Origin of the sequence: Geomonas diazotrophica (assembly GCF_018919385.1) — a bacterium.
Taxonomy (GTDB): Bacteria; Desulfobacterota; Desulfuromonadia; order Geobacterales; family Geobacteraceae; genus Geomonas; species Geomonas diazotrophica.
The window spans coordinates 336,425-361,664 of record NZ_JAHLMF010000008.1 but is presented as its reverse complement, the minus strand read 5'-3'; the positions used below and the strand labels follow the sequence as shown (position 1 = coordinate 361,664).

The following is a 25,240-nucleotide window of genomic DNA, read 5'->3' as shown; positions in this document are numbered from 1 at the left end:
CGCCCAAGTCAAGGAAAAGCGGCCTCCGCCCGGTATACGGCGGAGGCCGACTCGTTTAGGCGTTTTGCACGTCCACCACGGCGATGGCTGCCATGTTGACCACGTCGTTCACGTCGTCGCCGCGCTGCAGCACGTGCACCGGCTTGTTCATCCCCATGAGGATGGGGCCGATGGCCTCGGCGCCGCCCAGCCGGCGCAAGAGCTTGTAGCAGATGTTGCCGGAGTTGAGGTCCGGGAAGATCAGCACGTTGGCCGGGGTCTTAAGCTTCGAGAAGGTGAAGCCGTCCAGAAGCTCGGGAACCACGGCGGTGTCGGCCTGCATCTCACCCTCGACGATCAGGTTGGGCGCACGTTCCTTGACCAGTTCCACGGCGCGCTTCACCTTTCTGGTGTGCGGGTGGTCCACCGAACCGAAGTTGGAGAAGGAGAGCATGGCGATCCTCGGCTCGATGCCGAGCATGGCGACCTTCTCCGCGGCGAGGATGGCGGTCTCGGCCAGCTCCTCCGCGGTCGGGTCGATGGTCACCGTGGTGTCCGCCAGGAAGTAGACCTCCTTCTTGAACACCATCATGTAGAGGCCGTGCACGCTGGAGAGCCCCGCCTGCTTGCCGAGCACCTGCAAGGCGGGACGGATGGTCTCCGGGTAGTGGGTGTCGATCCCGCCGAGGAGGGTGTCGGCATGTCCCTGCGCCACCATCATGGTGGAGAACTGCACGCGGGATTTCCTGCGCATGATGCGCTGGCACTCGGTGAGGGTGAGTCCTTTTCTCTGGCGTCTGCGGTAGAGCTCCTGGGCGTACTCCTCGGTATGCTCGGAGTCGGTGGGGTCGACGATGGGGACCTCCAGGTCGAGGTTCAGATCGTCCATCTTCTGCTGGATCTTCTTGCGGTCACCCACCAGGATCGGCTGGGCGATACCCTCCTCGACCAGGATCTGGGCCGCGCGCAGGATCTTCTCGTTGTCACCCTCGGGGAAGACGACCTTCTTCGGCTCGCTCTTCGCCTTGTTGATGATCATGCGCATGACCTCTTTGGAACGCCCCTGGGACGATTCGAGCTGCTCGATGTACTTCGCCATGTCCTCGATGGGCTGGCGTGCCACGCCGGTATCCATGGCGGCCTGGGCGATGGCCGGCGCCACGTGCAACAGGACGCGCGGGTCGAACGGCTTGGGGATGATGTAGTTCGGCCCGAAGGAGAACTTCTCGTTGCCGTAGGCCTTGGAGACCGAGTCGGGCACCTCCTCCTGGGCGAGCCGCGCCAGCGCATGCACCGCGGCAAGCTTCATCTCCTCGTTGATTGCGGTGGCCCGCACGTCCAGCGCGCCGCGGAAGATGAAGGGGAAGCCGAGCACGTTGTTCACCTGGTTAGGATAGTCGGAACGGCCGGTGGCGATGATCACGTCGCCGCGCACCGCGTGCGCCTCCTCCGGGGTGATCTCCGGGTCGGGGTTGGCCATGGCGAAGATGATCGGGTTGGGCGCCATGCTCCGGATCATCTCCGGCGTGAAGGCCCCCTTCGCGGAGAGGCCGAAGAGGACGTCGGCGCCTTTGGCTGCCTCTTCCAGGGTGCGGAAGGGGGTGTCGGCGGCGAAGAGCTCCTTGTAGGGGTTCATCCCCTCGACTCTCCCCTTGTAGATGACCCCCTTGGTGTCGCACATGATCATGTTGTTCGGCTTGACACCCAGGGCGATGGCGAGCTTAGCGCAGGAGTTGGCCGAGGCACCGGCGCCGTTCACCACGATCCTGATGTCCTCGATCTTCTTGCCGACGAGCTGCAGCGCGTTCAAAAGGGCGGCCGAGGAGATGATGGCGGTGCCGTGCTGGTCGTCGTGGAAGACCGGGATGTTCATGGTCTTTTTGAGCTCTTCCTCGATGTAGAAGCACTCGGGGGCCTTGATGTCCTCGAGGTTGATGCCGCCGAAGGTCGGCTCCAGGAGCTGGCAGGCCTTGATGATTTCGTCCGGGTTCTCGGTGTTGAGCTCGATGTCGAAGACGTCGATGTCGGCGAAGCGCTTGAAGAGGACCCCTTTCCCCTCCATGACCGGCTTGCCGGCCAGCGCCCCCAGGTTGCCAAGGCCAAGGACCGCGGTGCCGTTGGAAACGACGGCGACCAGGTTCCCCTTGGCGGTGTACTTGTAGGCGTCGTCCGGGTTCTGCTGGATGGCGAGGCAGGGCTCGGCGACCCCGGGAGAGTAGGCAAGCGACAGGTCTGCCGCGGTCTGGCACGGTTTGGTGGCGATGACTTCGATCTTTCCTTTCCTACCGCTGGAGTGGTAGTCCAGTGCCCCTAATTTCTTGCTCATTTAAGTTCTCCTTTGACCCATAGGATGAGCGGCTGCCCGCCATTGAATCCACTGCTCTTGGATTTACTTCGTTACGACCACCAGGACCTTAACCTCCTTGCCGTCGTGGCTCAGAAGACGGTGTCCCATGCTCGACTCGAAATAGAGGGAATCCCCTTCGTGCAGGGTGATTTTCTTGTCGTCCAGCAGGAAATCTGCGTTTCCCTTCATGACGTAGATGAACTCCTCGCCGTCATGGCTGTAGGTGTTGGCCTCAGGCGCCTTCTCGGTCAGGGTGACCATGAAAGCGTCCATCTTCTTGTTCTGCTTGTAGAAGGAAAGGGACTCGTAGAAGTATCCCTGCTTGGTCCCCTCCTTGGAGATGACCCGGGGCACGATGCGCCGCTCGTGCGCACGCACGACCTCGAACTTGCGGTCGTCCTCGTCCTCGCTGAAAAGCTGTGCCAGCTTGATGTCGAAGAACTTGGCGATCTTGGAGAGGGTTGCTATCGGGGGGGAAACGTTGTCGTTCTCGATCTGCGAGATCAGGGCCGGGGAGAAGCCGGTCTCGTTGGCCACCGCCTGCAGGGTAAGTTTCCGGGCCTGACGCAGTTTCTTCAGTCTTGACCCGATGTTGTACTCTGACATGACGCTGCTCCTCTGGTGAATAATCCACCGTTTTACTTCGGCTAAAATTATTCAGTTTTGGTAAAAAGTCAATTTAAATAGTGAATACAAGAAAAAATTAATCCTGACGGTAAGGTGCCGAGGTGACTGAAGGTAGCACGTTCTGCGGCCTCCAGGCAAGGGCGCTTTGGGGAGTGGGTAAATCCATTTACCCTGTTTTAAAATCGCGTTTACTGATATCGAACCGCCGGCCGGTAACAGTACGGTTTTCGATGCTGTCGGACGTGGTCGTGCGGTCGTAACTGCCACTTTGGAGCGGACTGTGCGGGTGATGATGCGCCGGGCGGGGGAAGGGGGGCGGGAGGGGAGAAGGGCGGGGCGAGGACGTGTGCCGAGGGTAAAACGGTAAGCTGCCGCAAGGCCCTCATACCCCCCTTCGGGCACCCTCTCCCGGGGGAGGGAGAGGGGTTGCGTAAGGCCGTCGTCAACCAGTAAACGGCGAGGGGGCACCCTCAGCAGATGCTTTTGTTCAGCTCGTCGAGAAGGGCCTTGAGGTCGACTTTATGCACGCTGGCGCCGTGCTCTAGTTGCTCGAAGTCGGCGATCTGGCAGTCGTAGCAGTCAAGGCCGTAACGTTCGAAGACGGGGAGGGTTTGCGGGTAACGCCTGAGGATTTCGCTGATGGTCATGTCCTTGCTGATCATACGGCCTCCTGTGACAGTCCTGCGGAATAAAAAAAGGCGCTGCTATGCGCAAACGCCTCTCATGCTATCAAACGTGATGTGCCACGCAACCGCCCATGTCAGCGTCCCGGCCTGAACTTCTCGTCCAGGGCGCTCTTCACCAGCGGCGGCACCAGCTTGTCCACCGGACCGTTCAGGTGGCTCACCTCCTTCACGATGGAGGAGGAGAGGTAGCTGTAGGGGACCGAGGTCATCATGAACAGCGTCTCCACCTCACGAGTGATGTTGCGGTTCATCTGGGCCAGCTGGAACTCGAACTCGAAGTCGGAAACCGCGCGCAAGCCGCGGATGACCACGGTGGCCTCGGCGCGTCGCACGTAGTCGACCAGGAGCCCGTCGAAGGTCTCGACCCGCGCCTGCGGTCGGTCCCTGAGGATCTCGGAGAGCATGTCGATCCGCTCCTGGACGGTGAACAGGGCGTTCTTCTCGGAGTTTCTGGCCACTGCCACGATGACGCCGTCGAAGATCTTGAGGGCACGGTCGATGATGTCCAGATGGCCGTAGGTTACGGGATCGAAGGAGCCGGGATAGACAGCCACTCTCAGGGGCACGGTTCACCTCTGTCTGAAATGGTCAGGAAGGAGAGGGCGGTGTCGCCGTAGACGCGGCGCTCGCTTTCAACCAGCCTGCCGAAACGCGTTGGTACATCCTCTTTGGCGGAGAACTCGGCGACCACGGTGCTGCCCGCGTCAATGAGCGGCGAGGTCGAGAGCAATTCGAGCAACCTTTGCGTGTGCCCCTCGGCGTAGGGAGGGTCGAGGAACACCAGGTGAAACGGGGGCTCGCCGCGGGAGAGCCACCGGATGGCAGCTGCGGCATCCTGCACCACGACCTTGCCCCGCTCCGCGAGCCTGGTCCCTTCCAGGTTCTTGCGGACCAGCTCCGCCGAGTCGCGGTGCGAATCGATGAAGAGCGCGCTTTCCGCGCCGCGGCTGAGCGCCTCGATGCCGAGGTTGCCGGTGCCGGCGAAGATGTCGAGGACCCGCATGCCGGAGAAATCTCCCAGGCGGCTGGTGAGGATGCTGAAGAGCGCCTCTTTGACACGGTCCGCGGTCGGGCGCACCCGCTGGTTTTTCGGGGCCAGCAGCTGGCGGCCGCGGGCGCTTCCCGCGATCACCCGCATGAGGACCATCTCCGGTTTAGGTACGTCATAAAGAGAACAACTCCATGGCTGCAACGGGTCTGTATCGCGTGGCAGCTTGTCGGGCGGCAAATGATGTATGACATTGCGCCGCAAGCAGCTCTATTAGCACGATGCATGGATAAGGTCAATCAAGTTTGCTGTTGACAGCGTCGGCGACCAGTATATAAATTACCTACTTTTAACTGACTGAGCAGGGGGGCGGATGAAAGAGGGTAATGCCTTGGAGCGAGGCGATCTGGCGGGCTACGCGGCCACCAGTTCCACATCCCGCGGACGCAAGCACCACGAGGAGTTCAGGGACAATCGTCCCGCCTTCGAAAGGGATCGCGACCGCATCATTCACTGCGCCGCGTTCAGGCGCCTGGAATACAAGACCCAGGTCTTCGTCAACCACGAAGGGGATTACTACCGCACCCGTCTCACCCACTCCCTGGAAGTCGCCCAGATAGGGAAGGGGATCGCGAGGAGGCTCGGTCTGAACGAAGAGCTGACCGAGGCACTGGCTCTTGCCCACGATCTCGGGCACACCCCCTTCGGGCATACCGGCGAGGAGGTGCTGAACCGTCTGATGGAGGGGTGCGGCGGCTTCGAGCACAACCTGCAGTCGCTCAGGGTGGTGGACGAGCTGGAGGAGCGCTACCCCGGCTTCAACGGGCTCAACCTCTCCTGGGAGGTGCGCGAAGGGATCGCCAAGCATTCCTCCCCCTACGATTCCCCCGCCCCCATCTTCGCCGAGTTCCTTCCGGGAACCGTCCCCACCGTCGAGGCCCAGCTCATCAACTTCGCCGACGAGATCGCCTACAACAACCACGACATCGACGACGGCCTGAAGTCCGGGTACGTGAACCTTGGCCAGTTGAAGAAGGTCGAGCTCTGGAACGAGGTGCACGAGGGGATCGTGGCGAGGTACCCCGACATCGACGTCGAGCGCGGTGTGTGCCAGACCGTGAGCGCGCTGATCGGCGTATTGATCAACGACCTGGTGCAGACCACCGCGGAGAACCTTGGCAAGCTGAAGATCGAGACCCAGGAGGACCTGAGAAGGGTGAACGTCCCGGTGGTCTCCTTCAGCCCCGCCATGACAGAGCGCAACGCGCAGCTCAAACGTTTCCTGTTCCAGAACCTGTACCGTCACTACAAGGTCGAGAGGATGCGGGTCAAGGCCGAGCGCTACCTGGCCGAGCTCTTCGAGGTCTACCTGAAGCATCCGACGCTGCTTCCCATGAAGCACCAGGTGAAGATGGAACGCGAAGGGCGCGAGCGGGTGATCTGCGACTACATCGCCGGCATGACCGACCGCTTCGCCCTGGACGAGTTCAAGCGCCTCTTCGAACCGTACGAGCGGGTCTAGCAGCAAGGTCGTTGTAGCGGTTCCGTAGACGATGTCGACGAACTCTCCGGCTTGATCCTGGGCCGAAAGGTGTGATAAATAGCCGCTCAGGGAAAACAATACTGTTGAGGTGATCGGGATGGCTTATCTTGAATGGAGTGATGCACTGAGCGTTAAGGTCAAGGAGATCGACGACCAGCATAAGAACCTTGTGGACATGCTGAATGCGCTGTACGACGCGCACATGGCACGGGTAGGGAAGGAGGCGCAGAAGGAAATCATCGCCTCGATGGTGACGTACGTGGCCAGCCACTTCCAGACCGAAGAGGCGTACATGCAGAAGTTCCAGTACCCCGAATTCGTGGCGCACAAAAGAGAGCACGAGGAGTTTGCCGCCAAGGCCCTTGACCTGAAGAACCGGGCCGACAACCAAGGACTCATCTTCACCGCCGAGATCCTGGAATTCCTGAAGCGCTGGCTGCAGGACCACATAATGGGGACGGACATGAAATACTCGGCCCTGTTCAACGCATCCGGCCTGCGCTAGGCCCTCCTGCAAAATAAAGCTACCGATAGATGATCCCCGCCAGTCCCTCTCCCAGGGGGAGAGGGGATGCGGCGTGTGTAACGGGCGATCGTAACCGGCCGGAAACGTAAAAAGCCTCCCTGAGTGTCGGGGAGGCTTTTTACATGATGGCGGCTGATCCGGTTATTTCCCCTTGGGAAGCTCCAGCTTCGGCTCCTTGGCCTGCTTGTAGAGCAGCAGGGTGCGTCCCAGCACCTGCGCCAGTTCCGCCTCGCAGGCGGTGCAGAGTTCTTCCGCCACGCTGTGGCGGTCCATGAGGCAGCTCTCCAGCACCTTCACCTTGATCAGTTCGTGGCTGGCCAGCGCCTCGATGGTCTCCTTCACCAGCGCCTCGCTGACGTCGCTCTTGCCTACCTGGATCACCGGCTTAAGGCTGTGCCCGAGCGCGCGGAGAAACCTTTTCTGCTTTCCTGTCAACATCACTTCTTCCTTTGTACTCATGCAGGCTTTCGGGCTGCCGCCTTGTGCCATCTGCAAAAAGTCTGTATTTTTTCCGAAAAACGGTGCGAGCTTTATAGCACTAAAGGCAGATAAAGATAAAGACAAAGATAAAGACAAAGGTGTGGGGTTCGCAGGGGCGCCGGAGCGTCTCTTGGGGTGTCGCCGCCGAAGTGAGAAGCGGTGTGAACGCGGCCCGGTATCATTGCTCAATCTTAATCTAAATCTTTGTCTGCCTCATCTCCTTTTCCTTGACTCTGGTAAGTCTCGATGCTACTTTGTCTCAAATTTATCGATGCCTTTTAAATTAGCCCCGTGAGGTTAGCAAAGGTGAAGCATAAAGCACTCTTTTACTATCTAAAAGGAAGAGCCTTTTCGCCCATCTGTGCGGAAAGGCTCTTTTTAATTACGCGCTCCGGGCGCGAAAACGTTAAACGACAGGCGCTTACGCCGATGACAGGGGGTTATTATGGCTGAAAACACTGTGATACTGGACGGCACCGGCGTTAAAAGGGCCCTCACCAGGATAGCCCACGAGGTGCTGGAGAAGAACAAAGGGGTCGAAGGACTCGTGCTGGTCGGCATCAGGACCGGCGGGGTGCACCTGGCCCAGGAACTCGGCGCCCGGCTGAGCGAGATCGAAGGGGTGGAGGTCCCGGTCGGGGCGGTGGACATCACCATGTACCGCGACGACATCAAGGGGCACCACGAGCACCTTCCGGTCGGCAAGACCGAGCTTCCCTTCTCCGTGGAAGGAAAGAAGGTGGTGCTGGTGGATGACGTCCTCTTCACCGGCCGCACCATCAGGGCCGCCATGGACGCCATCTTCGACCAGGGACGTCCCTCCTGCATCCAGCTTGCCGTGCTGGTGGACCGCGGGCACCGCGACCTTCCCATCCGTGCCGACTTCGTTGGGCGCAACGTGCCTACCAGCCGCAGCGAGAACATCATGGTCGCCTTTGACGCGGACAACAAGCCGACCGAGGTCATCCTGCAGAAGTAGGGGCGAATAATCATTCGCCCTCACACCTCCGCCCACATCCGCCCCTGCGGGGCACCTTCTCCCGGCGGGAGAAGGTGGATGTGAAGCCCTCGCCCTCCGGGAGAGGGGGGCCGAAGGCCGGGTGAGGGTAGATTTTTGAAGCACTTGCAATCTAGTCTGATCGTTTTCAACGCGCCACGTAACGGTGCGAGGCGCAAAACTAGTTTCTGGGGGGGGACCATGGGTTTCAGGCACAAAGACATCATCGCCCTGAAGGATCTGACCAAGCAGGAGATCGAACTGCTCCTCGACACGGCGGACAACCTAAGCGAGATCAACCAGCGGGACATCAAGAAGGTGCCGACTCTGCGCGGCAAGACGGTGATCAACCTTTTCTACGAGGCATCCACCAGGACCCGTACCTCCTTCGAGATCGCCGCGAAACGTTTATCCGCCGACGCCGTCAACATCACCGCGTCGACCAGCTCCGTGGTCAAAGGTGAGACCCTCTCCGATACCGCCGCCAACATCCTCGCCATGAAGCCGGACATCATCGTGATGCGCCATTCGGTTTCCGGCGCCCACGAGTACCTCGCCAAGAGGGTTTCCTGCTCCGTGATCAACGCAGGCGACGGCGCCCACGAGCATCCCTCCCAGGGGCTGCTGGACATGCTCACCATGCGCCAGAAGTTCGGCAAGCTGGCAGGTCTCAAGGTCGCCATCGTCGGCGACATCACCCACAGCCGCGTGGCCCGCTCCAACATCTACGGCCTCACCACCATGGGCGCGCAGGTCTTCCTCGCCGGTCCCCCGACCATGATGCCCCCCGGTATCGAGCGTCTGGGCAACGTGACCGTCTGCAAGGACATGCGCGAGGCGGTGGACCAGGCCGACGTGGTCATGATGCTCAGGATCCAGCTGGAGCGCCAGGGCAAGACCCTGCTCCCCAGCATGCGCGAATACTCCCGTTACTTCGGCCTCAACCCCGCCGTGCTCGCCCTGGCGAAGAAAGACGCCATCGTCATGCACCCCGGCCCGATCAACCGCGGCGTGGAGCTCGCCTCCTCGGTTGCCGACTGCGACCAGTCCGCGATTCTGAAGCAGGTGGAGAATGGCGTCGCGGTCAGGATGGCCATGCTGTACCACGTCTGCGGCGGAGAGCCGGTGGAATAGAGGCCGTTCTACGTTCTATGTTCTACGTTCTACGTTGGACATGGGCGAGGAACCTATTACGACATATCGAGAGGCTGTTCTTCGTGCTACCCTGCGCTCTAGGCCCTGGCCTTTAACGTAGAACGTAGAACCTGGAACATAGAACTTGTTTTTGGAGGTTTGCATGAATCTTCTGATAAAAGGTGGGCGCGTGATCGATCCTTCGCAGGGGATCGACGAAACCATGGATGTGCTGATTGCCGACGGTGTGATCCTGGAACTGGGGCAGGGGCTGACCGCACCGGAAGGGACCCCGACCATCGACGCCTCCGGGCTCCTGGTCACCCCGGGCCTGATCGATATGCACGTGCACCTGCGTGATCCTGGCCTCGAGTACAAAGAGGACATCGCCACCGGCAGCCGCGCCGCTGCGGCAGGCGGCTTCACCTCGGTCGCCTGCATGCCCAACACCTCGCCGGTGATCGACAATAAGGCGGTCGCCTGCTACGTGGTGAACAAGGCCAAGAGCGAGGCACTGGTCAACGTCTTCCCGGTCGGCTCCATCACCAAGGGGAGCAAGGGTGACAGCCTGGCCGAGATGGGCGATCTCAAAGAGGCCGGCTGCGTCGCGGTCTCCGACGACGGCAAGCCCGTGTGCAACTCCGAGCTGATGCGCCGCGCCCTCGAGTACGCCAAGGGGGTCGGCATCACGGTGATCTCCCACTCCGAGGACCTTGCCCTGGTGGGCGAAGGGGTGATGAACGAAGGGTTTGTCTCCACGGAGCTCGGGCTCAAGGGAATCCCCTGGGCAGCCGAAGATATCGCGGTGGCCCGCGAGGTCTACCTCGCCGAGTTCGCCGCCGCGCCGGTGCACATCGCCCACATCTCCACCGCCGGTTCCGCGCGCATCATCCGCAACGCGAAAGCCCGCGGCGTCAAGGTGACCTGCGAGACCGCACCGCACTACTTCACCCTTACCGACGACGCGGTGCGCGGCTACAACACCAACGCCAAGATGAACCCGCCCTTGAGGGGCGAGTCCGACGTGGCGGCCATGAAGGCGGCGCTCGCCGACGGCACCATCGACGCCATCGCCACCGACCACGCGCCGCACCACCCGGACGAGAAGGACGTCGAGTTCAACGTGGCGCTGAACGGCATCGTCGGCCTGGAAACCTCCCTGCCGCTCTCGCTGAAGCTGGTCGAGGAAGGGGTGCTGGATCTTAAAGGGCTGGTTTCGGTGATGTCCTGCAACCCCGCGAAGATCCTCGGGATCGATCGCGGCACCCTGAGGGTCGGCGCGGTCGGCGACGTCACCGTCATCGATCCGGGCAAGGAGTGGCAGGTCGAGGCGGACAAGCTGGAATCGAAGTCGAAGAACTCGCCGTTCCTGGGGTGGAAGATGAAGGGGAAGGCGGCGTACACCGTGGTCAAGGGACAGGTGGTGTACCAGGCATAGGGTAGCGGCGCGAGACGCTGTTGGGGCGAATAACATTCGCCCAGCCACTGGTGCCTCACCACCGCCCATGGCCAGTCGGTCAGAGATGCAAGAATAGGGGGGGCGAATGATTATTCGCCCCTACAGTTGCGGATGGACGACATCGTATAGATCGTAATATCGCGCTCACCGCGCGGCAGAAATATAACGGATTCGGGAGAAGATACATGAAAGCAGTGCTGGCTCTGGCGGACGGCCGGATTTTTAAAGGGAAGGCCTTCGGCGCAACGGGCGAAACCAGCGGCGAGGTGGTGTTCAACACCGCCATGTCGGGCTACCAGGAAGTGCTCACCGACCCCTCGTACAAGGGGCAGATGGTCACCATGACCTACACCCAGATCGGGAACACCGGGATCAACCCGGAGGATATTGAGAGCAACCAGCTCTACCTCTCCGGCTTCATCGTGCGCGAGTACCTGGACTGCTACTCCAACTACCGCGCCACCATGAGCCTGGACGCCTACCTGAAAGAGAACGGTGTGGTCGGCATCCAGGGGATCGACACCCGCGCCCTGACCCGGCACCTTCGCGACAAGGGGGCCCAGAACGGCATCATCTCCACAATCGACTTCGATCCCGAGAGCCTGGTGAAAAAGGCCCGCGCCATCCCGTCCATGAGCGGTCTGGATCTCGCAACCGGCGTCACCTGCAGCGCCCCCTACCACTGGACCCAGGGGCTGTGGGACCTGCAGACCGGCTACCCCGAAGTCGACAAGAGGGACCTCAAGTACAAGGTGGTCGCCTACGATTTCGGCATCAAGCTGAACATCCTGCGCTGCCTGGTCTCCGCAGGCTGCGACGTGACCGTGGTCCCGGCAACGTTCCCGGCCGAGTCGGCGCTGGCCATGAACCCGGACGGCATCTTCCTCTCCAACGGCCCGGGCGACCCGGAGCCGATGAAGGAAGTCATCGAGAACATCAAGAAGTTCGTGGGCAAGAAACCGATCTTCGGCATCTGCCTCGGCCACCAGCTCCTCGGCCTCGCCCTGGGCGGCCGTACCATCAAGCTGAAGTTCGGCAACCACGGCTCCAACCTCCCGGTCATGGACATGGCCACCAGGAAGGTCGAGATCACCGCGCAGAACCACGGCTTCTCGGTCGACATCCTGTCGCTCTCCAACGTGGCCGGCCTCGCCCATGAGAACCTGAACGACCAGACCGTCGAGGGGATGGCGCACAAGACGCTCCCCATCTTCTCGGTGCAGCACCACCCCGAGGCGTCCCCCGGGCCGCACGACTCGCACTACCTGTTCGACAGGTTCGTGGAGATGATGGAAAAGCATAAAAACTAGGTCGAGGTTGAGGTTAAGGTTGAGAACTTCTTTTTTTACCTCAACCTTTGACTCAATCTGATTCACGATGAGATATCAGGAACTTTACGAAAACGGCGAGCTGGCGCGGCGCATCAAGGCAGCCTACGGCCGCCTGGCCGCCTGCGACCTCTGCCCCCATGCCTGCGGTGTGAACCGCCTGAAGGGGGAGACGGGGCTTTGCGAAAGCGGCAAAGAGGTGCGCATCGCCTCCGCCAACGTGCACCGCGGGGAGGAGCCGCCCATCTCGGGCACGAAGGGGTCCGGCACCATCTTCCTGTCGGGCTGCACCTTGAACTGCAAGTTCTGCCAGAACTTCCCGATCAGCCAACTCAGAAACGGCACCGACCTCACCGTGGGGCAGTTGGCCGAGAAAATGGTGGTGCTGCAGAAGAAGGGCGTGCACAACATAAACTTCGTCACGCCGACCCACTTTACGCCGCAGATCCTGGCCGCTCTTTACCTCGCCATCCGCAAGGGGTTCCGCATCCCCATCGTGTGGAACACGAGCGGGTACGAAAGCCTGGAGACCCTGGCCCTGCTGGACGGCGTGGTGGATATCTACCTGCCCGACATGAAGTACTGCTGCAACGAAGTGGCGCTAAAGCTCTCCGGGGCCAAGGGTTACACCGAGGTGAACCGTCTCGCCCTTCCCGAGATGCTGAGGCAGGTGGGTCACCTGGAATGCGATGATAACGGCATCGCGGTGCGCGGCCTGATCGTGCGGCACCTGGTTCTGCCGCTGGGGCAGGCGGGGAGCCCGGAGACCCTGGCCTGGATCGCGGAGAACCTCGGCACCGAGACCCACATCGCCCTGATGAGCCAGTATTTCCCGGCCCACGCCGCGGCGCAGACGCCGGGGATAGAGAGAAGGATCACCAGCGCCGAGTACGCCGAGGCGGTCGACGCGCTGGAAGAGTTGGAGTTGGAAAACGGGTGGGTGCAGGAAGAGCCTTTGGGCGAATGATTATTCGCCCCTACAACGACCTGACCTGCAGACGCATCATGGTTCTCCGCCAAGGGACCCCGGCATCCTGTAGGGGCGAATAATCATTCGCCCTTACAACGACCTGACCTGCAGACGCAACATGATTCTCCGCAAGGGGACCTCGGCACCCGTAGGGGCGAATAATCATTCGCCCGCCTTTAAAGATTCGCTTTCGACGGAACGTGTTTAATAAAGAGAGTAATGGAGTGATTTACAATGCCTAAACGCACAGACATCAAGAAGATCCTCATCATCGGCGCGGGCCCGATCGTCATCGGCCAGGCGTGCGAGTTCGACTACTCCGGTACCCAGGCCTGCAAGGCCCTCAAGGAGGAGGGATACCAGGTAGTCCTCCTGAACTCGAACCCGGCAACGATCATGACGGACCCGGACTTCGCCGACGCCACCTACATCGAACCGGTGACCCCGGAGGTCCTGGCCAGGATCATCGAGAAGGAGCGCCCGGACGCGGTGCTGCCGACACTGGGCGGCCAGACCGCGCTCAACACGGCGGTCGCGGTGGCCGAGAACGGCACCCTGGAGAAGTTCGGGGTGGAACTCATCGGCGCGAAGCTCCCGGCCATCAAGAAGGCCGAGGACCGCACCCTGTTCAAGGAGGCGATGGTGAGGATCGGCCTCGACATCCCGAGGTCGGGTCTGGCGCACAACTACCAGGAATCCATGGAGGTGATCAAGCATGTCGGCTTCCCGGCCATCATCCGCCCCTCCTTCACCCTGGGCGGCACCGGCGGCGGCATCGCCTACAACATGGAAGAGTACGAGCGTATGTCCATGGCTGGCATCGAGGCTTCCCCGACCGACGAGATCCTGGTCGAGGAGTCCCTGATCGGCTGGAAGGAGTACGAGCTCGAGGTGATGCGCGACACGGCCGACAACGTCGTGATCATCTGCTCCATCGAGAACTTCGACGCCATGGGCGTGCACACCGGCGACTCCATCACCGTGGCGCCGGCGCAGACCCTGACCGACAAGGAATACCAGATCCTGCGTGACGCCTCCCTGAAGATCATCCGCGAGATCGGCGTCGACACCGGCGGCTCCAACATCCAGTTCGGCATCAACCCGAAAAACGGCCGCCTCATCGTCATCGAGATGAACCCGCGCGTCTCCCGCTCCTCGGCGCTCGCCTCGAAGGCGACCGGCTTCCCGATCGCCAAGATCGCCGCCAAGCTCGCCGTCGGCTACACCCTGGACGAGATCACCAACGACATCACCAAGGAGACGCCGGCCTGCTTCGAGCCGACCATCGACTACGTGGTCACCAAGATCCCGCGCTTCACCTTCGAGAAGTTCCCGGCTGCCGACGCGACCCTCACCACCCAGATGAAGTCGGTGGGGGAGGTGATGTCCATCGGCCGCACCTTCAAGGAGAGCTTCCAGAAGGCGCTCCGCTCCCTGGAGATCGGCTCCTGCGGCTTCGAGTCCCGCTTCTTCGGCGTGGGCGGCGATACCCGCCGGGCTCTCACCGAGAAGGAGCGCAACCTCCTGCTGGACAAGCTGAGGACCCCGAACTGCGACCGCCTCTGGTACGTCGGCGACGCCTTCCGCTGCGGCATGACCGTCGAGGAGATCTACGCCCTCACCGCCATCGATCCCTGGTTCCTGCACAACATCCGCCAGATCATCGAGATGGAAGAGTGCCTGAAGGCAGCCGATATCAAGGGGCAGTCCGGTGAAGCGCTGCGCGACACCCTCTGGGAGGCCAAGCGCTTCGGCTTCTCTGACAAGTACCTGGCCCAGCTCTGGAAGATCACGGAAGGGGAGGTGCGCGAACTGCGCCTCGCCAACGGCGTAAAACCGGTCTTCAAGCGGGTCGATACCTGCGCCGCCGAGTTCGTCGCCCACACCCCGTACCTCTACTCGACCTACGAGGAGGAGTGCGAGGCGGAGCCGACCGACCGCAAGAAAATCATCATCCTGGGGGGCGGACCCAACCGCATCGGCCAGGGGATCGAGTTCGACTACTGCTGCGTGCACGGTGTCTTCGCCCTCTCCGAGGACGGCTACGAGACCATCATGGTCAACTGCAACCCTGAGACCGTCTCCACCGACTACGACACCTCCGATCGTCTCTACTTCGAGCCGCTCACCCTCGAGGACGTGCTGAACATCGTGGACGTGGAGAAGCCGACCGGCGTCATCGTCCAGTTCGGCGGTCAGACTCCTCTGAAACTCGCCGTCGCCCTGGAGAAGGCGGGTGTGCCCATCATCGGCACCTCTCCCGACGCCATCGACCGCGCCGAGGACCGCGAGCGCTTCCAGGAGATGCTGCAGAAGCTGAACCTGCGCCAGCCCGAGAACGGCACCGCCCGCTCCTTCGAGGAGGCCGAGGCCGTCGCCGACCGCATCGGCTACCCCGTGGTGGTCCGCCCCTCCTACGTCCTGGGCGGCCGCGCCATGGAGATCGTGTACGACGTCGACAACCTGCGCCGTTACATGCATACCGCGGTACAGGCTTCCCCGGAGCACCCGATCCTGATCGACAAGTTCCTGGACGAGGCCATTGAGATCGACGTTGACGCCCTGTGCGACGGCGACATCGCCGTCATCGGCGGCATCATGGAGCACATCGAGGAGGCGGGCATCCATTCCGGCGACTCGGCCTGCTCGCTGCCGCCGTACTCCATCTCCCAGGAGATCGTCGAGGAGATCAGGCGCCAGACCAAGGTGATGGCGCTGGAGCTGAACGTGAAGGGGTTGATGAACGTCCAGTACGCCGTCAGGGACAACCAGATCTACATCATCGAGGTGAACCCGCGTGCTTCCCGTACCTCGCCCTTCGTCTCCAAGGCGACGGGGAGGCCGCTGGCGAAGATCGCTGCCCGCGTCATGGCCGGCAAGACCCTCACCGAGCTCGGTGTCACCGAGGAGATCATTCCCGAGCACATCTCGGTCAAGGAATCCGTCTTCCCCTTCGCCAAGTTCCCCGGCGTCGACACCATCCTCGGACCGGAGATGAAGTCGACCGGCGAGGTTATGGGCATCGGCGACACCTTCGCCAAGGCCTACGCCAAGGCCCAGATGGGTGCCAACGTGAAGCTGCCGACCACCGGTAAAGTCTTCATATCAGTGAAAGACTTGGACAAAAAACATATTGTCAGCGCAGCAAAAAGACTGTATGATCAGGGCTTCGAATTGGTCGCCACGCGCGGTACGGCGAGCTACCTGCAGGAAAAGGGGATTCCGGTCCAGGTGGTAAACAAGGTGCTCGAAGGGCGCCCCCACATCGTGGACGCGATCAAGAACAACGAGATCTGCATGGTGATCAACACCACCCACGGTGCCCAGGCCGTCGCGGACTCCTACTCGATCCGCAGGAACACCCTGATCCACAACGTCGCCTACTACACGACGGCGTCGGGGGCGCGGGCCGCGGTCGACGGCATCATCGCCACGGCGCAGTCCAAGCTGGAAGTGAAGTCCATCCAGGAATACCTGAAGTAACCGACCGGGGAGCGCCGTACAAGGCGCTCCCTTTCCAAATCCAGCACATGCAGCACAGCGGGGGGCCTCCAGGCCCCCCTATAAGTTCATCAAGGAGCAAAATACGATGTCTCAGACAGTTCCATTGACCAAGGAGAGTTACGAGGCCCTCCAAGAGGACCTCAAACGCCTGATTAAGGAAGAACGCCCCAAGGTAATCCAGGATATCGCAGAAGCCAGGGCACACGGCGATCTCTCTGAAAATGCGGAGTACGATGCGGCCAAGAACCGTCAGGGTTTCATCGAAGGGCGCATATTGGAGCTGCAGGACAAACTGGCGCGGGCCTACGTGGTCGACCTCTCCAACCTGAAGCCGGACAAGGTGGTCTTCGGCGCCACGGTCACCGTGTACGACACCGCGACCGAGGAAGAGATCACCTACAAGATCGTCGGCGAGGACGAGGCAGACATCAAGCTGGGCAAGATCTCCTGCACCTCGCCGGTGGGCAAGGCGCTGATCGGTCACAAGCTGGACGACACCGTCCGCGTCAGTGTTCCTTCGGGGATGAAGGAATACGAGATCATCGAGATCCGCTACGAATAGAAACAGCACTCACCCCGTATCGCACCAACAACCAACATGCGCGCCAGCGCGTGACCAGGAGGATTTACATGGCTCAGGTAACCAAGGACATGACTTTTGCCGCAGTGATGAGGATGCACCCGGACGTCGTCAAGGTGCTCGCTAAATACAACCTCGGCTGCATCGGCTGCATGGGCGCTCAGAACGAGTCCCTGGAGCAGGGCTGCTCCGCCCACGGGATCAGCGTGGACGACATCCTCGCCGACCTCAACAAGATCTTCGAATAACCACGACCGGCGCCCGGAGCCTGCTCCGGGCGCCTTTCTTTTTCTCCCATGCCAATCATAACGCTCGCGCCAGACGGGTCGCTCAAGCTTCCGGAACAGCTCATGGATTCCCTGAAGCTCGCTCCTGGCGATCAGGTCAGCGTCGAGATCGTCGACGGCGCCCTCCAGGTTGCCAGGTACGTCCCGGCCGAGACCGCCAAACCCGTTAAGCCCGCCAAGTCCGTACCAGCCACCGTAGTTTTAGTCCCCGAAGAACTGAAAATCCCGATGACCGCCATCAAGGGGGTGGGGCCCAAGCTCGCCGATATCCTGGCGAAAAAGGGGATCACTACGGTCGAGGACGCCCTGTACCTGCTGCCCAACCGCTACGAGGACCGGCGCCAGTTGAAGCGGATCGCGGAACTGCGCCCTGGCAACTCCGAGGCCTTCTTCGCCACCGTGGTCTCCGCCGAGGCGCAGGTCACCAAGGGGGGGAGGCGCTACTTCGAGGCGATCGTCAAGGACGAGACCGGCAGCCTGCCGCTCAAGTGGTTCAACTTTCATCCCCAGTTCCTGAAGAAGCAGTTCACCCCCGGCAGGCGCGGCATCTTCATCGGGGACGTGGCCCAGTTCGGTTTCCAGCGCGAGATGCACCACCCCGAGGTGGAGTGGGCCGGCGAGGGAGAGGACATCGAGCAGGTCATGGCGCGCGATCCCGAGAACTTTGGCAGGATCCTCCCGGTGTACCCGCTTACCGAGGGGGTGAGCCAGAAGGTGATGCGCCGTATCATGCGCGACACCGCTCTTCGCTACAGCCGCTACGTAAAGGAGGCTCTCCCGGAGGAGCTTTTGCGCCGGCACCGCCTCCTGAGCCTCCCGGTGGCACTCAGGGAAGCGCACCAGCCCGATCCCGCCGGCTCGCTGGCAGATCTCAACAACGGACGCTCAGAGGCGCACCGCTCGCTTGCCTTCGACGAGCTGTTCTTCCTGCAGCTTGGGCTCGCCATGAAGAAGCGCGGCATCGCGCTCGAGGACGGCATCAGCTTCCAGGTCAGCCACCGCTACACCAAGGAACTTCTCAAGCTGCTCCCCTTCAGCCTGACCGGCGCGCAGAAGCGGGTCCTCTCCGAGATCAAGGAGGACATGATCGCGCCGCACCCGATGCACCGACTGGTGCAGGGGGACGTCGGCTGCGGCAAGACGCTCGTTGCCCTCATGGCCGCACTCATCTGCGTGGAGAACGACTACCAGGTCGCCATCATGGCCCCGACGGAGCTTTTGGCCGAGCAGCACTACCTCAACATCCACGGCTACTGCGAAAAGCTCGGCATCTCGGTCGCGCTTCTGACTGCCAGCATCAAGGGGAAAAGCGACACCCTGGAGAAAATAGCGTCCGGAGAGACCCTCATCGTGGTGGGGACCCACGCAGTTATTCAGGAGAAGGTCGAGTTCCACCGGTTGGGGCTGGGCATCATCGACGAGCAGCACCGCTTCGGCGTGGTGCAGCGCGCCCTCCTGAAGAAGAAGGGAGCCAACCCCGATATCCTGGTGATGACCGCGACACCGATCCCTCGCACCCTTTCCATGACCGTTTTCGGCGACCTATCCCTCTCCGTGATCGACGAGTTGCCGCCGGGGCGGACGCCCATCGAGACCCGCATGATGCGCGAGTCACGCCGCCGCGAGGTCTACTCCCTGGTGCGCGAGGAGGCGGGGAAGGGGAGGCAGGCTTACGTGATCTATCCCCTCGTCGAGGAGTCCGAGAAGATCGACCTGAAGGCGGCCGTGCAGATGGCCGAGCATCTCGCCCAGGACGTGTTCCCGGACCTGCGGGTAGGGGTGCTGCACGGCAGGATGAGCGCCGCGGAGAAGGAAGCGGTGATGAAGGGATTCAAGGCGGGCAACACCGACATCCTCGTATCCACCACCGTCATCGAGGTGGGCATCGACGTTCCCAACGCGACGGTCATGGTGATCGAGCACGCCGAGCGCTTCGGGCTCTCGCAGCTGCACCAGCTGCGCGGCAGGGTGGGGCGGGGCAGCGAACGCTCGCGCTGCATCCTCCTGGCGGGGGACAGGCTCTCCGAGGATGGCCAGAAGCGGCTGGAAGTGATGGTGAAAAGCTCGGACGGCTTCGTCATCGCCGAAGCGGACCTGCAGATCCGCGGCCCGGGCGACTTCCTCGGCACACGGCAGGCGGGGCTGCCGGACTTGCGCGTGGCCGACATACTTCGAGACGGCGGGGTCCTGGAACAGGCCAGAAAAGATGCCTTCGCGCTGGTCGAGCGTGACCCGGAGCTGGTAAAGCCCGGCAACGAGGGACTGCGCGGGGAGTTGATGCTGCGCTGGGGCAAACGTCTCGAGCTGGCGTCCATTGGTTAGAGGTCTTTCCTGTCGGACCGGCAATTAAAGAAAAAGCCACGGCATGTAGCGCCGTGGCTTTCTTGTTAGCACTTGCGCCTCCCATTCCCTTGACGGGCCTGCGCGCCGTGGCGTTCCAGTCCTCGAAGGCGGGAGGTGGGGCGGGGCAGTTTGACGGGATTTGAGAGACGTTTCCGTTAGCTACTCGTAGCGCATTGTCGGGGCGGCAGCCGCCGTGCCTTTGGCTGGCTGGCGCGGGGTACCGCTGAAGGTGTGCGACCTGATGTAGTAGTTGTCGATGGACTTGCCGGTGTTGGGCATGTACTTCTCGGCGGTGTACGAGGCGTCGTGGCACTTGTGGCAGGCATCCCGCGCCACCTTCCTCAGCCTCCCTTTTCCGGCGTGCGGTGCGTGACAGGTGATGCAGGAGAGCATGCCGCTTTTGTAGTGGTTCGACTGCAGAAAGCCCTGGTACTCTGCGTGGTACATCGCCTCCTCGTAAATGCCGTTCGCTTTGGCAAAGTCGTCGTTGTTGAAGAGCCCCTTTAGGTCTCCGCCGTACTCCTTGTTGAAAGGCTGGTCGGGCTGCACACCAGGGATTACGACCTTGTCGGGGTACCAGTTGGTCCAGTCGTCGCTGGCGGTGAAGTTGTCGCCTAAGTTGGGTGCGGGGAGGTCCTCCCGGTTGGTGCCCTGGGACGTCTTGTAGAGCTGGTTTTCCAACCTCACATGACAGTAGCCGCAGACCCTCGATTGCTCTTTCACGGTGAAGTTCGCCGGATTGAAGATGGTACTCTTCTTGTCCCGTTTTACCGCCTTCAGGTGCTTCATGCCGGGACCATGGCACGATTCACAGCCGACGCCCAACTCGATGAACTCCGACTTCAGGGTCTTGCCGGTGGCTTCGTCCACGTCGAGGATGCGGTACCCGGTAGTGTGACAGGTGACGCAGTTAGTGTCCCAGTCGTTCTTGTTGCCGTAATTCTCCCACTGTCCCGTGAGCCTGTTGAACTGTTTGTTCAGGAACTGGAGATTCCCGGTCTGCTCGTTTTTTACCAGGAAGCGCTGCTTCCAGCGCGACCCGACCACGTACTGCACGTCATCCATTTTGGCAGGGTTTCCGGTTGCATTGCTGACGCTGGGGCCCGCATTCTTGCCGTCCGTGCGCCATTTGGCCACCGCGTCTTTCAGGATTCCGGCACGCTTGGTCTGCACGATTTTGCTGTGGAAGGTTTCCTTCCAGCTGTTGTATTCTTCGGTGTGGCACTTTTTGCAGGCTTCAGAGCCAGCAAATTCGTGCTTGCTGTCCAGCGCCATGGCCGGTGCCGCTGACAGCACTATGCCACAGGCTAACCAACCGGCGAAGAACTTCACTTTCAGCATGGAACCTCCGTGTGCCCTGCGCGAGTGATGTGAAGCACTAATTGTATCGGCACCGAGCCTGATTACATTAGCAGCGGCACCGTCCGACTGTCACAGTACCCAGGCCTGCATAAGGAGTAATCCTGTTGGATACGTCTAAGTCAGAAATAGTCCGCTTGGAAAGAGTTTCTTTCTCCGGGCGAAACGCCCAAGGGGGGAGTGTTCTGCTGCTGGCCGACGTGTCCCTTTCGGCGAAGTCGGGAGAGCTCAGCGCCATCATAGGGCCGTCCGGCGGCGGCAAGAGCACGCTGATCCGCCTGATCAACCGGCTTGCCGACCCGAGCGAAGGACGGATCGAGGTCGGTGGTACCGACATCGCCGCCATGGACCCGCTTCAGTTGCGCCGCCTTGTGGCCCTTGTGCCGCAGAAACCGTTCATGTTCGAGGGAACGGTCCTCGACAACCTGCAGATGCCCTTTCGTTACCGACACGAGGCTCCGCCTGCGGCGCAAAGCGCAGAGATCGCCGAGGTGTTCGCGCTGGCGCGGCTTGATCGTGAACTGCTTGAACGGGACGCGCGATCTCTGTCGCTGGGACAGCAGCAGCGTGTGGGAGTGGCCCGGGCCCTGATCACCAAGCCCCAGGTGCTCCTGTTAGACGAACCCACGAGCGCGCTGGATCGCAGGACTTCCGACGCGCTTGCCGCCACCTTGCGGGAGATCTGTCGCGGCAGAAGCCTCGCCATGATCATGGTGACTCATGACCTGCGTCTGACTGAAAAAGTGGCGGATTATTGTTTCTACCTGGAAGCCGGCAGGATCATCGAGCAGGGAAGGGCTGTCGAGTTGCTGGCACACCCGGCGAGCATGGAGCTGAAGAGGTTCCTGTCGGAGCCTTCGGATCAGGGAGGGGTAGATGGATAATCAAGGCTTAGTTAATCTGGGAATCCTCGACCTCGTTGTCGCCTACAGCCTGGTGCTGCTCGCGATCGGGCTCGCGAAACTGAAGCGGATCGGCCAGGAAGGGCAGATGCTCTGGGCTTCGCTGCGGATGGTGTTCCAACTGCTTGCGGTGGGCTACTTGCTTCATTTCATCTTCGCCGTGCAGCACCCGTTGCCGGTACTGGCTATCCTGCTCGTCATGGGCGGTTTCTCGATGCAGGTGATCGGCGCGCGTATCAAGCGGAAGATGCCGCGTTTCTACCAGGTGGTGGGGACGGCACTCTTGATCGGCTGCGGGGGCGTCACCTTCGTCTTCTGCTCCCTGGTGGTGCACTATTCCCCCTGGTACGACCCGCGTTACCTGATCCCGCTGGCGGGGATGATCATCGGCAATTCCATGAACGGCGCGAGCCTCGCTGCCGAGCGCCTGGGGGCGGAGATGCGGGAGCGACGCGAGGAGATAGAGACCGCGCTCTGACTGGGGGCGAGCGCGCGACAGGCTGCGAGACCTGCGCTACGAAACGCCTTCCGCGCCGCCATCATGCCGACGGCCAACACCATGGCCGCCATGGGGATCGTCTCCCTGCCGGGGATGATGACCGGCCAGATCCTCTCGGGGACCGAGCCGATGGTCGCTGTTCGTTACCAGGTCGCGATCATGTGTGCCATCACGGGTGCCGTTGCCATAACCGCGTATCTTATCGTGTTGCAGGGGTACCGGAGCTATTTCACCAAGGCTCAGCAGTTGGAGATGCAGTAGGGAAAAACGAAAAACAGTATCAGGAATTTTCTGATGCAATAAAGAAAGGGACGCCGAACCAGCTCGGCGTCCCTTTCTGTTTGCACGTGGTAAAGCACCTTCCAACCAAATTTACGTAGAGATGGTCCCGCGCTGGTCCCCTCTCCCTCCGGGAGAGGGTGCCCGAAGGGCGGGTGAGGGAGGTTTAGAGTGGCAATCCCCTCACCCTAGCCCTCTCCCAGAGGGAGAGGGGAGTGTAGACGCCTGTGGTGGAAGATCAGGGCTGATCAGCTGGTCCGATAGGCTAAACGCACGCCTTGATGTCGGCCACCAAGTTGGCGACCTCGTCCACCTTGGTGTCCCAGGAGCACATGAAACGTGCGCCGCCGGAGCCTATGAAGGTGTAAAAGTGCCAGCCGCGGGCACGAAGGGCTTCCAGCGCTTCCGGCGCCATCTCAAGGAACACGGAGTTGGCCTGGCTCTCGAACATGATGCGAACCTGCGGGATCTTCTTGATTTCGTTGGCGAGCAACCGTGCGCAGTTGTTGGCGTGCGCCGCGTTTCGCAGCCAGGCGCCGCTCTCCAGCATGCCGATCCAAGGGGCGGTGAGGAAACGCATCTTCGAGGCGAGCTGGCCGGCCTGCTTGCAACGGTAGTCGAACTCGTAGGCGAGTTCTTTGTTGAAGAACACGACCGCCTCTCCGATGGCGAAACCGTTCTTGGTCCCTCCGAAGGTGAGGACGTCGACCCCCGCCTGCCAGCTGATCTCCTTGGGGGACACGTTCAGGGAAGCCACCGCGTTGGCGAATCGGGCTCCATCCATGTGCACCCGCAGGTCGAACCGCTTCGCCAGCTCCCCGATCGCCTGCAGCTCGTTGACGGAATACACCGTGCCCAGTTCCGTTGCCTGGGTGATGCTCAGTGCCCGCGCCTTGGGGTAGTGGATGTCGCTGCGCTTGGTGATGGTGTGCTCGACGGCGTCGAGGTTTATCTTGCCGTTTTCTCCCGGCACCAGAAGCACCTTGGTGCCGTTGGAGAAAAACTCCGAGGCGCCGCACTCATCGGTCTCGATGTGGGCCATCTCGTGGCAGACGATGGAATGGTAGGACTGGCAAAGCGATGCCAGAGCCAGCGAGTTCGCCGCGGTGCCGTTGAAGACGAAGAACACCTCGCAATCCTTCTCGAAGAGCTCCCTGATCTTCTCGCAGGCCTGCGCGGTCCAGCGGTCGTCACCGTAGGAGCTGGCCAGCCCGCTGTTGGCTTCCGCCATCGCCTGCCACGCCTCGCCGCAGATCCCTGCGTAGTTGTCGCTGGCGAAATGGTGCTTGAGCTCGCTGTGGTCTCCCGTGTTAATCATCGCTTCCCCTTTTAGCGAGGCCGGTGCCCCGCTTGTGCATGTATGACCGGTATGGCCAGACCGAAAAAATTATTATAAGCAGAAACCGGTGTCAACCGATAACTTAACGGCGGTCATACTTCGGCGGCGACGGTTACGCTGTCCGCGCTCTCCGCTCCATCGGGGAGCAGTTCAGAAACGATCATCCCCGCGAGGATCAGTGCGGCACCCAGGAATCCGAGGAGACCGAGCCTCTCGCCGGCGGCGTAGTAGGCATAGCCGGCAGCGAAGACAGGCTCGGTGCAGAAGATGAGCGCGGTATGGGCCGGGCTGATCCATTTCTGCATGGTAGTCTGTACCAGGAACGCGAAGATGGTGGCTATCAGCACGCAGACCACCAGGGTCCAGAGGAGTTCCGGGTGCCAGACGAAGACCTGCTGGCCCCGCAGCAACGCCGAGGCGAGGCTCAGCACGCCGACGACGGAGAGCTGCAACGTGGTGAGAAGGTAAACATCGCTGTCGGCGTGACGGGCGAAGTGGCTGGTGTAGAGGAGGTGCAGGGCGACGCAGGCCCCGCAGATGGCGCCGAGCACGTCACCTACGTTGAAACTGAGGCTGCCATCGGTGCAAAGCAGGAACAAACCCGGGGTGGCGAGCCCAACACCCCACCTGATGCCGGGACCGACGGCATGTCGGAAAATGGCGGCACCGAAAAGCGGCACCAAAAGGACACTCAGGCCGGTCAAAAAGCCGGTGTTCGAGGCGCTCGTGTACTTCAGTGCTACGGTCTGGAAGGCGTAGGATGCAAATAAGAGAACTCCAAGGATGGACCCGTGTGTGAGTAGCTTAATTTTTACTCTATTAGTGCGCGCTAAAGCAAACGGAAGCATGATTGCAGCGGCGATTAAAAATCTTTGTGACAGGAAAACGAAAACGTCCACCTTGCTGATTGCGTCCTTCACAACAGTGAAAGTTACGCCCCAGAAGAACGTTGTTATCAAAAGAAGTATACCCGCACGAAATTTTTTGACAGATCCCAAAGTAATTTTGACCTCATAAAACCTTGAATTCACTTAATTGTGGTAAGACAAGTTAACATGAGCTTAAAACGAGCGCAACGCCAAAT

The 25,240-nt window shown here is 61.2% G+C and carries 21 protein-coding genes and 1 pseudogene; 13 read left to right on the top strand and 9 right to left on the bottom strand.

Features of this window, described 5'->3' with window-relative positions; all coding sequences use genetic code 11:
- Positions 1 to 55 precede the first annotated feature (55 nt).
- The 5 genes from KOM00_RS11535 to rsmD all read right to left on the bottom strand — a co-directional run bounded on the left by KOM00_RS11535 (position 56) and on the right by rsmD (position 4,777).
- Positions 56 to 2,305, bottom strand: coding sequence for an NADP-dependent malic enzyme (locus KOM00_RS11535; RefSeq protein WP_216499059.1), 2,250 nt, complete (start codon positions 2,303 to 2,305; stop codon positions 56 to 58).
- A 63-nt stretch (positions 2,306 to 2,368) separates the two neighbouring features.
- The gene (locus KOM00_RS11530) at positions 2,369 to 2,932 is read right to left on the bottom strand and encodes a helix-turn-helix domain-containing protein (protein WP_216499058.1); all 564 of its coding nucleotides are present in this window, start codon (positions 2,930 to 2,932) and stop codon (positions 2,369 to 2,371) included.
- 491 nt (positions 2,933 to 3,423) lie between these two features.
- Positions 3,424 to 3,615 (bottom strand): DUF1858 domain-containing protein, encoded by a 192-nt coding sequence (locus KOM00_RS11525; protein ID WP_216499057.1) that lies wholly within the window; start codon positions 3,613 to 3,615, stop codon positions 3,424 to 3,426.
- Between the two features lie 98 nt (positions 3,616 to 3,713).
- Positions 3,714 to 4,205: a pantetheine-phosphate adenylyltransferase gene (gene coaD / locus KOM00_RS11520; protein WP_216499056.1), complete on the bottom strand. Its 492-nt coding sequence runs from the start codon at positions 4,203 to 4,205 to the stop codon at positions 3,714 to 3,716.
- Positions 4,196 to 4,777: a 16S rRNA (guanine(966)-N(2))-methyltransferase RsmD gene (rsmD, locus tag KOM00_RS11515; RefSeq protein ID WP_216499055.1), complete on the bottom strand. Its 582-nt coding sequence runs from the start codon at positions 4,775 to 4,777 to the stop codon at positions 4,196 to 4,198. The genes coaD and rsmD overlap by 10 nt, the downstream gene beginning before the upstream one ends.
- Before the next feature lie 223 nt (positions 4,778 to 5,000).
- On the opposite strand from rsmD, the gene KOM00_RS11510 reads away from it, so the two are divergent.
- Both KOM00_RS11510 and KOM00_RS11505 read left to right on the top strand, forming a co-directional pair.
- Positions 5,001 to 6,149 carry a deoxyguanosinetriphosphate triphosphohydrolase gene (locus KOM00_RS11510; RefSeq protein WP_216499054.1) on the top strand — a complete coding sequence of 383 codons (1,149 nt, stop codon included), beginning with the start codon at positions 5,001 to 5,003 and terminating at the stop codon, positions 6,147 to 6,149.
- Between the two features lie 118 nt (positions 6,150 to 6,267).
- Entirely contained in the window at positions 6,268 to 6,675 is a 408-nt protein-coding gene (locus KOM00_RS11505; RefSeq protein ID WP_216499053.1) for a bacteriohemerythrin, read from the top strand.
- 162 nt (positions 6,676 to 6,837) lie between these two features.
- On the opposite strand, the gene yhbY is transcribed toward KOM00_RS11505, so the two are convergent.
- Positions 6,838 to 7,134: a ribosome assembly RNA-binding protein YhbY gene (yhbY, locus tag KOM00_RS11500; protein WP_216499052.1), complete on the bottom strand. Its 297-nt coding sequence runs from the start codon at positions 7,132 to 7,134 to the stop codon at positions 6,838 to 6,840.
- Between the two features lie 487 nt (positions 7,135 to 7,621).
- On the opposite strand from yhbY, the gene pyrR reads away from it, so the two are divergent.
- The 9 genes from pyrR (at position 7,622) to recG (ending at position 19,757) form a co-directional block, all read left to right on the top strand.
- Complete coding sequence (gene pyrR / locus KOM00_RS11495) at positions 7,622 to 8,155, top strand: bifunctional pyr operon transcriptional regulator/uracil phosphoribosyltransferase PyrR (protein ID WP_216499051.1); 534 nt, start codon at positions 7,622 to 7,624, stop codon at positions 8,153 to 8,155.
- A gap of 219 nt (positions 8,156 to 8,374) precedes the next feature.
- Complete coding sequence (locus KOM00_RS11490) at positions 8,375 to 9,307, top strand: aspartate carbamoyltransferase catalytic subunit (RefSeq protein ID WP_216499050.1); 933 nt, start codon at positions 8,375 to 8,377, stop codon at positions 9,305 to 9,307.
- 163 nt (positions 9,308 to 9,470) lie between these two features.
- Positions 9,471 to 10,745 carry a dihydroorotase gene (locus KOM00_RS11485; RefSeq protein ID WP_216499049.1) on the top strand — a complete coding sequence of 425 codons (1,275 nt, stop codon included), beginning with the start codon at positions 9,471 to 9,473 and terminating at the stop codon, positions 10,743 to 10,745.
- A 206-nt stretch (positions 10,746 to 10,951) separates the two neighbouring features.
- Positions 10,952 to 12,076 carry a glutamine-hydrolyzing carbamoyl-phosphate synthase small subunit gene (gene carA, locus KOM00_RS11480; protein WP_216499048.1) on the top strand — a complete coding sequence of 375 codons (1,125 nt, stop codon included), beginning with the start codon at positions 10,952 to 10,954 and terminating at the stop codon, positions 12,074 to 12,076.
- A 67-nt stretch (positions 12,077 to 12,143) separates the two neighbouring features.
- Positions 12,144 to 13,061, top strand: a complete 918-nt coding sequence (locus tag KOM00_RS11475) for a radical SAM protein (protein WP_216499047.1) — start codon at positions 12,144 to 12,146, stop codon at positions 13,059 to 13,061.
- A 237-nt stretch (positions 13,062 to 13,298) separates the two neighbouring features.
- Positions 13,299 to 16,547 (top strand): carbamoyl-phosphate synthase large subunit, encoded by a 3,249-nt coding sequence (carB, locus tag KOM00_RS11470; protein ID WP_216499046.1) that lies wholly within the window; start codon positions 13,299 to 13,301, stop codon positions 16,545 to 16,547.
- Between the two features lie 106 nt (positions 16,548 to 16,653).
- Positions 16,654 to 17,130, top strand: a complete 477-nt coding sequence (gene greA / locus KOM00_RS11465; protein WP_216499045.1) for a transcription elongation factor GreA — start codon at positions 16,654 to 16,656, stop codon at positions 17,128 to 17,130.
- Positions 17,131 to 17,198: 68 nt separating this feature from the next.
- A complete protein-coding gene (locus tag KOM00_RS11460; RefSeq protein ID WP_216499044.1) occupies positions 17,199 to 17,396 on the top strand; it encodes a DUF1858 domain-containing protein in 198 nt (65 codons plus the stop codon).
- Between the two features lie 48 nt (positions 17,397 to 17,444).
- Positions 17,445 to 19,757 carry an ATP-dependent DNA helicase RecG gene (gene recG / locus KOM00_RS11455; protein ID WP_216499043.1) on the top strand — a complete coding sequence of 771 codons (2,313 nt, stop codon included), beginning with the start codon at positions 17,445 to 17,447 and terminating at the stop codon, positions 19,755 to 19,757.
- Positions 19,758 to 19,937: 180 nt separating this feature from the next.
- Here recG and KOM00_RS11450 read toward each other — a convergent pair whose 3' ends face one another.
- Positions 19,938 to 21,119, bottom strand: coding sequence for a multiheme c-type cytochrome (locus tag KOM00_RS11450; RefSeq protein ID WP_216499042.1), 1,182 nt, complete (start codon positions 21,117 to 21,119; stop codon positions 19,938 to 19,940).
- Between the two features lie 155 nt (positions 21,120 to 21,274).
- On the opposite strand from KOM00_RS11450, the gene KOM00_RS11445 reads away from it, so the two are divergent.
- Positions 21,275 to 22,021, top strand: coding sequence for an ABC transporter ATP-binding protein (locus KOM00_RS11445; protein ID WP_236026892.1), 747 nt, complete (start codon positions 21,275 to 21,277; stop codon positions 22,019 to 22,021).
- Positions 22,014 to 22,799, top strand: a pseudogene (locus KOM00_RS11440) (ABC transporter permease). Before KOM00_RS11445 ends, KOM00_RS11440 begins: the two are co-directional and overlap by 8 nt.
- Before the next feature lie 283 nt (positions 22,800 to 23,082).
- On the opposite strand, the gene KOM00_RS11435 reads toward KOM00_RS11440, so the two are convergent.
- Both KOM00_RS11435 and KOM00_RS11430 read right to left on the bottom strand, forming a co-directional pair.
- Positions 23,083 to 24,135, bottom strand: coding sequence for a threonine aldolase family protein (locus tag KOM00_RS11435; protein WP_216499040.1), 1,053 nt, complete (start codon positions 24,133 to 24,135; stop codon positions 23,083 to 23,085).
- A gap of 113 nt (positions 24,136 to 24,248) precedes the next feature.
- On the bottom strand, positions 24,249 to 25,187 hold the full coding sequence (locus KOM00_RS11430; protein WP_275423290.1) for a DMT family transporter: 939 nt from the start codon (positions 25,185 to 25,187) through the stop codon (positions 24,249 to 24,251).
- Between the last annotated feature and the right edge of the window lie 53 nt (positions 25,188 to 25,240).